We start from the raw sequence: 7,710 nt of genomic DNA on the forward strand, positions 1-7,710 counted from the left end.
GGTGACCGCTCCATTCCGCGACGCGCTGCTGCTTGAGTCTGGACTGCTCCACGCCATGAGTGTGTCGACGCTCATCGCCACCAAGGCGGCACGTATCGTGCACGCGGCCCGGGGCCGGCCGGTGGCCGAGTTCGCCTTCCGCCGGGTGCAGGAGCCGTTCATCGCCGCTCGCGCGGCCTCGATTGGCGGCTGTACCAGTACCTCCTTCGTCGCTGCAGCCAAGGTATTCCGGCTGCGCGCCACAGGAACCATTCCCCACGCGCTCGTCCAGCTGTTCGACAGCGAGCGCGAGGCCTTCCAGGCGGTGGCGGAGAGCTTCAACCGCTACACCTTGCTGCTCGACACCTACGACGTAGAGCAGGCAATCCACACGGCAGTGGAGGTGGCGCGTGACGTCCAGCAGCGGTTGGGGCACACCCTGGTCGCCGTGCGCATCGACAGCGGGGACCTGCTCGAGCTGAGCAGGTACTGCCGGCGCGTGCTCGATGAGGCCGGGCTGCAAGAGGTACGTATCATAGCCAGTGGGGATCTCGACGAGTACAAAATCGATGAACTGCTGGACAAGGGCGCACCCATCGACGCGTTCGGCGTCGGCACGACCTTCGCGGGGGGTGCGCTGGGCGCAGTCTATAAGGAAGTGTGGTGTCAGGACCACACCTCCGCTGGCGCGGCCAAGATCAAGCTGGCCGGGGAGAAGAGTACGTGGCCGGGCAGGAAGGAGGTGTATAGGATAGGCCACTTCGAGGAGGACCTCGTCCAGCTCGAAAGTGAGCCCAAACCGCAGAACGGCACGCGATTACTGCGGCCCGTCATAGCAGGCGGTGAGTTACTGCCGGGTAGTAAGCCACCGCTCTCCGAGATCTGGGAGCTGGCCCGGCACAATATGGCGCGGCTTCCGGACAAGTACAAGGCCGTTCGCAACCCGGCGCCCTATCCAGTGCGCTTTAGCCAGGGGTTGCAAGAGCTGCGCCGCAGTGCGATGGAGCGCTACCGGCGCGCTGAGGGCAACCGGACGTCCTAGAGGCGAAGGCGAGGGCATGGAGGCCGACCTGGGCAAGTTCGCCCGCCCTCAGACGCTGCCGCACGACCAGAGGCGCCTGCGCCTCCCTCGCGCTCGCTTCTGTGACCTCGACGAGCTCCAGGGCATGGCCACCTCATTCAGGCGGCCCGTCCTTTCTCCAGACCGCAACACCCCACCGACGCAGCCACCTGCTCGTCACGTCCAGCGCCTGCGGCAAGGCTTGCCGCACCGGCTCAGAGAGCCCCACCCCCGGAGCCAGCCGGGCGGCTACGATACCCACAACCCGCAACCGTCTCGGCAGCCGCCCGCACCAGGTGGCAAGCGCCACCACGTCGTCCAGCCCTACCTCATGCTCCGACAGGCGCAGCCACCGCGTGCGAGCCAGCCGCCGACAGGGCAGGTCCAAAACCGTTCCGGGCGATCCCGGCCCGATTGCCGCATCCAGGATCACCGCTGCCGCCACCGAGCCAAGCCAGGCGACCAGCCCTATCCCGAGGGTCCCCCCGTCCACCACCTGCAGGGTGTCGGGATAGCGGTAGAGCCGGCGGAACAGCCGAACCGCCTCGCTCCCTGCTCCATCGTCGCCCCAAAGCGGGTTGCCAAGACCCAGAAGCAAGGCCTTCCGGGCGATCTCCGGGCGCTCCCTTGCCACCCAACTCCCCAGCCCTTCGCCGGGCAGTCTCCACCGGCGGCCCTCGCCGGCTTCAGGCTCGGGGGGAAGCCGGGGCGGCTTTTCGCCGCTTTGCGGAGGCTGAGGCGTCTGCGACATGCACCGCACACGCGATGCAGGGATCGAAGGAGTGGACGGTGCGCAGAAGCTCCAGGGGCTGGTCGGGGAGCGCAACGGGGGTTCCAACCAGGGCCGATTCTAACGGGCCGGGCTGCCCGCTGGCGTCGCGCGGCGAGGCGTTCCACGTCGTGGGGGCGATGACCTGGTAGTTGGCGATGCGGCCAGCCTCGATGCGGATCCAGTGGCCGAGCGCGCCCCGGGGAGCCTCGGCGAAGCCAATTCCCCTCGCCTCCGCCGGCCACGTCTTCGGATCCCAGTGAGCGGCATGGACGGTCTTCGTCTCGCCCCGGCGTACGTTGGCCACCAGTGCCTCAAAGAATTCTGCCAGCCATCGGGCGACCAGCCGGGTCTCCAGGCCCCGGGCGAGCGTGCGGCCCAGGGTCGAGAAGAGGGCCGGCTGCGAAAGCCCCAGGCGGGCCAGCGCCTCGTCCACCTCCTCCCGTACCTCCGGATGACCCCGTGCGTACGCGACGACCAGCCTTGCCAGGGGCCCGACCTCCATGGGCCGAGCCTTCCAGCGCGGCGCCTTGAGCCAGCTGTACTTGCCCTCCGTATTCAAGCCATCATGGGAGAGCAGCGGTCCCTCGTACGCCAATTCGGTCCGCCCCTGCCAGGGGTGAAGCCCGTCGGCCACGGGATCGGCCCTATACCAGGCCCGCGCCACCGACTCGGTGATCGCCTCCGGGTCGGTCAGGTCGACGGGCTCGACCCGACCGAGATTGCCGTCAAGCACGGCGCCCCGGGGTATCCGAAGCCCTGCAGGGTCGAGGGTCTCAGTTGCGGGGAACTCGCCGAAACTCAGGAAGTGGCCGGGCCCGGCCCCCCATCGGTCCGCCGCGTAATAGCCTGCGATGGCAAACAGGTCCGGCAGGTAGACGGCCTCCACAAACTCTTGGGCTTCCCGGATGCAACGCTCCACCTGTTCCAGCTCGCGCCATCCGACGGCCCCAGCCGCTTCGCGGCCGAGCACCACGGGCATGCCCCCGACGAGGTAGTTGGGGTGGGGGTTTTTCCCGCCAAACAGAGCGTGGATCTGGATGATCTGCGCCTGCCAGTTGAGCGCCTCGAGGTAGTGGGCCACCGCCAGCAGGTTTACTTCGGGCGGCAGCCGGTAGGCAGGATGGCCCCAGTACCCACCGGCGAAGATCCCCAGCTGCCCGCTGGCGGCGAACCGCTTCAGTCGCTCCCGAACGTCCTTGAAGTACCCCGCCGAACTGCGGGGCCATCGGGAGATCCGGCGTGCCAGCGCGCTTGTCTCGGCCGGGTCTGCCTGCAAGGCCGCCGTGATGTCGACCCAATCGAGGGCATGCAAGTGATAGAAGTGGATCACGTGATCCTGAATCATCTGGGTGGCGCTCATGATGTTACGAATGAGGTTGGCGTTGGGTGGGATCCCAATGCCGAGGGCGGCTTCGACCGCCCGCACGGAGGCCAGCGCATGCACGGTCGTGCAGACCCCACAGATGCGCTGGGCGAGGGCCCAAGCCTCCCGCGGGTCCCGGCCCCGCAACACGATCTCCAGGGCCCGCACCATGGTACCAGAACTGAAAGCCTCCCGCACCTGTCCGCCGTCGAGGCGGGCCTCGATGCGAAGCCGCCCTTCGATGCGCGTCACCGGGTCAACCACAAGCCTGGCCAACGGCCTCTACCCCCTCCTTGCCACAGTCAAGGGTGCGGCTGGCCGGCGGCAGCTCGCGCTCTCCGGCAGCGTGCCGGGGGCAGCCACATAAAGAGGAGCCTCGTCCCAAGAGCCAGGGAGGTTGGCGCACCCAAGACATGGATGGCCCGCCTGGACGCAGGAGCTGACGCCTGCGTTCCACCGCAGGCGGGTGCAGGCGTTGTACGTGGCCAGTCCTCTGCACCCCAAAGGATACAGGCACCATCCCGAGCGATATCCGTCGTCCCCGAACGACTCGGCGAAACGCCCCTCCTCGAAGTGCCCCCGCCGAGGACACTGCTCATGGACGGTCTGTGCAAAGAAAGCACTCGGCCGCCCCTTCTCATCCAGCGGTGGAAGCGTCCCGAACGTGACAAGGTACACCAGGACACCGGCCAGCACCTCGGGGACGGGCGGGCAGCCCGGCACGCGCACGACCGGCCGACCTCCGAGAACGTCCGGGACCCCCCGGGCCCCGGTCGGATTCGGCCGGCAGCCCTGCACGCCACCCCAGCTCGCGCAGCTTCCGACCGCCAGGACGGCACGGGCACCGGCCGCTTCCTCCTCCAGGACGGCTCGCGCCCTCCGCCCGCCCACCAGGCAGTGGGTCTCCTCGCTGGGGAGGCTGCCCTCGACGCACAGCAGGTACTCTCCGGCGTACCGTTGCACGGCCTGCGCAGCCAGGGCCTCGGCCTGGCGCCCGGCGCAGGCCAACAGCGTCTCATGGTACTCCAGGGAGACGAGGTCTAAGATGAGGTCGGCAACGCTTGGCTCGACCGAACGCAGCAGCGTCTCGGTACACCCCGTGCACTCCTGGAAGTGGCGCCAGATGACCGGTGGCCGGGGCTTGGTCGCCAGCGCCCGAGCGATGGTTGGCACCACTGCCTGGTCGAGCCCCATCCAGGCGGCCGCCGCCGCGCAGAACCGAAGGAAATCGCGTCGGCCCAAGCCCCTTGCCATCCGACACTCCAGAAAGGTCATCGCCACGGGCACACCCCCTTTACCTGGCACGCCCCGATTGGCGACCCCGATACCTTCGGCCTGTTTAAGACCGCTTGCGTCGTGGGTCCCTCGGTGGGCTTCCTAAGCCCAGCGCGCATGCGATGCCTGCAGCCGCCACGAACGCCGCCACCACCCCAACCAAGCCGGCCCCAGCAGTTGCCAGGCCCTCCGATATCGTCAGTGGCAGGCTGTACCCGGCAAACGGTGCCGCCCACTCACCGCCTTCCGCCACCGCAGTTGCGTGGTCGCGCAGCACCCGTTCAAGCCCGTCCGGCCAGTCGCAACTGAAGGGGGCGAGTACTGCGGCAAGCCCCGCCGCTAGCCCTAACACGACGGCAGCACCTCGCCAGCCGCTCGACCGGGAAGCCGGGCGCACGCCCGCTCACCACCCTCCTCCAGGGTGCTCCAACGATCTCCCCTGACTACCCAGCGGCTTGCAGCCTTCCCGGTTCCCGGGCCAGCTGGCGGCGCAAGGCCGGGAAGACCGCCATCGTGATGACCCCTTCACCGATACCGATGAGGGCATGCCACCCCAGCATGGCCGGAAAGGCGATGCGTATAGGAACGGCACCCGCCCACGCCAGCTCAAGGGCGACCATGAAGGCCGCCGCTACCATCGAAGCCCATCCCGCCACGAATCCCTGCGCAGCGCCCAAACGGTCAAGCTGCATCCTTGTCAAGCCCTTCGCGGCAAGCCACCCCGCCCAGACGCCGACGATTGCCATGTTGAGCACGTTGGCACCCAACGCGGTCAGCCCGCCGTCTTGAAAGAGTAGACACTGGATGAACAAGACGGTGCTCATGACCAGCGTAGCCGCCCAGGGGCCCAACAAAAGCGCTGCCAAACCGGCGCCAAGGAGGTGCCCGGAGGTTCCCCCTGCGATGGGCACGTCAACCAGTTGGACCGAGAACAGCAGAGCTGCCAGCGCACCAAGGTGTGCCGAATCCCACCTCTCCCGCTGCGAGTGTGCCTGGCGCAGGCTCCACGCTAGGACCCCGAGGCTGGTCGCCGCGCTGATCCCGCAGGTCCCAGGATCTAGCAGTCCGTCCGGGATATGCACGCCGGCCCTCCCCCCTGCCGGAGCATCTCGTGCCCCGGCATTGCTCGCGTAGCTGACATGCGTTCTCGCTGGCGGCGTCCGGTCGTGGGCCACTACCAAGCTGCGATGGGTGAAGCCAGAGTACACTTCTTGCGGGGTGCGCGCCGCTTGCTGCGGGCTGGAGTTGCCGACCGGAGGATGGGCGCTAGCTGCAAAGAGAGTAGAAAAAGCGGTTCAGTACCTCTTCGTGACCGCACAACCGTGAACGGCGGGCCCGGTGCCCGGATGTACCCGCGTCAGTTGGGAAAACCCACCGGCTTTCCGCCTGGGTCGCCGCCCTGCGGGCGTTCGCCGGACAGCCAACCTCCCCAACCAGTGGGCAAGCGGCTCTCCTGCCGGGCAGGGTGGACCCAAATGTTTTACATACAGATAGTGTGCGGCCGGGCCGTTGCGAAATGTTTGCGACCGCCTTGCAAGGGCCTTGCACCCGCCTTGCAAGAGCCTGCGCTTTCCCGGGCGAAGGGCCCCTCCCGGTTGACCGCCGGAGGCGCCCTGGCCACGATCACCGTGCCCGCTTCGGCCTGGCGCTTTTGGTGCGCCACGCCGAAGTACGCCGGACCGCCCAGCACCTCGCCGGGTCGGTGGCCGTTTTGGTGTGGGTCCTCCAGCATCGCCTCGATCTTCGCATCGTCGGGCGCGTTGGCCCCCGTCACGCAGTGAGGAGACTAGCGCGCGGCCACGCTCGCCGTCACGCTCCGGCCTCACCCGGTCTGAGCATGTTAAAATGCGCGCGCGGGCACGGTCAGCGAGGGGGAGGCGGTCTGTGACGCCCTTACCCGACGAAACCCAGATGAGGGCCTACGTAGCCGCCTGGCGAAGCCGGTTGCAGGCTGAAGAAGCCCGCCGCCGGCGCCGGGTGGAGCGGGCTTGGTCGGAGGCTCGCCGCCTTGCCCGGATCCTCATCGCGGAGTTTGGCGCGACCGAGGTGTGGGTGTTTGGCTCGCTGGCGCTGGAGCGGCCAGAAGCCGGGGCGACCCGGCGGTTCCGGGCCGATTCGGACATCGACCTGGCGGCGAGGGGCGTTCCTCCGGGTCTGTTCTTTCGAGCGTACGGGCGGATCATGATGGCTTCCAGTTTCGATGTCGACCTCGTGGATGTGGACGCGGTGCCTCCAACACTGCGGGAGTCCATCCTGAGGGAAGGGGTGCTGCTTGGCAAGGGAAGTCGAGCCGGGAACCCTTCGCCGCTTGGCCGGTGATATCAGCGTACTGATTGAGCAACTCGACACCATTGTGGGTGAGGCCACGGAAGCTCTTGCATCTCTGCCGACGGGATCTTCACCCCAACGATGGTGCGTGCGCGCTTTCGGGAGCATCCTGCACGATTTTTACACGGCTGTTGAGGATGTGTTTGAGGCCATCGTTCAGGACCTCAATGGTTCGTTGCCTGCGGGCAAGGGCTGGCATACGCGGCTTTTACGCAGCATGGCGGCGGAGATCCCGGGTGTCCGGCCGGCGGTGGTGTCCAAGGAAAGCACCAAGTGGTTGGAGGACTACCTATCGTTTAGGCGCGTCTTCCGTAACGTGTACGGCCACCGACTGGAATGGAGCCGCATGGGGTCCCTCGTGAAGGCTCTCCCGGCCCTCTATGATGGCCTTCGCAAAGAGCTTGTCCAGTTTACCGAATACCTGACTGCGATGGCCTCGCACCTCGAAGAACCCGGGAACGCCCCGGAGGAGTGAGGGTGTTCGCGCCGGAAGACGTCCGGCCCACGTGAGGTCCATCCGTCCACCTGTTTCTCGGCGTCGCAGCTCGAACGCCCCACCAGCGCATTGGCCGCCCCCGGCGATACCGGTGTGAGATGGGTTCGCCTGCGCTGGATGGCGCGGCCCGCGCGTTGATCTCCGCGAAGGTGCCGGCCGGCAGGGTAGGTTGGTCATCTCTGCCGGGGTCCCCAGCCGTGAGGTCGCAGCAACGGTGCGGGAAGGTACGCGAGCAGGCCCTCGGGATGAGCTTGCCGGGCAAATGACGGGAAGGCGGCCTCAGGGGTAGATATTGTCCCGCATGGATGACATTCGTCCCAGCCCCGCCGAGACGCGTGTCACTGGCGGGTGAGGAGCCGGCGAGGCAGGATCGTCCAAAGGGCCAAACGCGGCAAGCCGCGCAGACCGCCCGCCGTCGCAAAGCGCCCGTGCGGCAG

8 protein-coding genes are annotated in these 7,710 nt (G+C 67.7%); 3 read left to right on the forward strand and 5 right to left on the reverse strand.

Going from position 1 to position 7,710, the window contains the following annotated elements:
• Positions 1–1,021: nicotinate phosphoribosyltransferase (locus AB1609_11660; GenBank protein MEW6047121.1), on the forward strand; the 1,021-nt coding region annotated here is incomplete at its 5' end.
• Between the two features lie 133 nt (positions 1,022–1,154).
• On the opposite strand, the gene AB1609_11665 is transcribed toward AB1609_11660, so the two are convergent.
• The 5 genes from AB1609_11665 to AB1609_11685 all read right to left on the reverse strand — a co-directional run bounded on the left by AB1609_11665 (position 1,155) and on the right by AB1609_11685 (position 5,531).
• Positions 1,155–1,673: a hydrogenase maturation protease gene (locus tag AB1609_11665; GenBank protein MEW6047122.1), complete on the reverse strand. Its 519-nt coding sequence runs from the start codon at positions 1,671–1,673 to the stop codon at positions 1,155–1,157.
• Positions 1,674–1,725: 52 nt separating this feature from the next.
• Positions 1,726–3,450: a nickel-dependent hydrogenase large subunit gene (locus AB1609_11670; protein MEW6047123.1), complete on the reverse strand. Its 1,725-nt coding sequence runs from the start codon at positions 3,448–3,450 to the stop codon at positions 1,726–1,728.
• Positions 3,451–3,456: 6 nt separating this feature from the next.
• Positions 3,457–4,449, reverse strand: coding sequence for a hydrogenase small subunit (locus AB1609_11675; protein MEW6047124.1), 993 nt, complete (start codon positions 4,447–4,449; stop codon positions 3,457–3,459).
• A 64-nt stretch (positions 4,450–4,513) separates the two neighbouring features.
• Entirely contained in the window at positions 4,514–4,801 is a 288-nt protein-coding gene (locus tag AB1609_11680; protein ID MEW6047125.1) for a hypothetical protein, read from the reverse strand.
• Between the two features lie 91 nt (positions 4,802–4,892).
• Positions 4,893–5,531 (reverse strand): energy-coupling factor ABC transporter permease, encoded by a 639-nt coding sequence (locus tag AB1609_11685; GenBank protein ID MEW6047126.1) that lies wholly within the window; start codon positions 5,529–5,531, stop codon positions 4,893–4,895.
• An 802-nt stretch (positions 5,532–6,333) separates the two neighbouring features.
• Here AB1609_11685 and AB1609_11690 point away from each other — a divergent pair.
• Together AB1609_11690 and AB1609_11695 are read left to right on the forward strand one after the other, a co-directional pair.
• The gene (locus tag AB1609_11690) at positions 6,334–6,768 is read left to right on the forward strand and encodes a hypothetical protein (protein MEW6047127.1); all 435 of its coding nucleotides are present in this window, start codon (positions 6,334–6,336) and stop codon (positions 6,766–6,768) included.
• Positions 6,722–7,252, forward strand: a complete 531-nt coding sequence (locus AB1609_11695; GenBank protein ID MEW6047128.1) for a hypothetical protein — start codon at positions 6,722–6,724, stop codon at positions 7,250–7,252. The genes AB1609_11690 and AB1609_11695 overlap by 47 nt, the downstream gene beginning before the upstream one ends.
• Positions 7,253–7,710: the final 458 nt, after the last annotated feature.

This window comes from Bacillota bacterium (assembly GCA_040754675.1).
Lineage (GTDB): Bacteria > Bacillota > Limnochordia > Limnochordales > Geochordaceae > Geochorda.

Bases quoted from the DNA above. Each gene is read 5' to 3' on its own strand.
- AB1609_11675 (MEW6047124.1), bottom strand. From the start codon at position 4,449: ATGACCTTTCTGGAGTGTCGGATGGCAAGGGGCTTGGGCCGACGCGAT.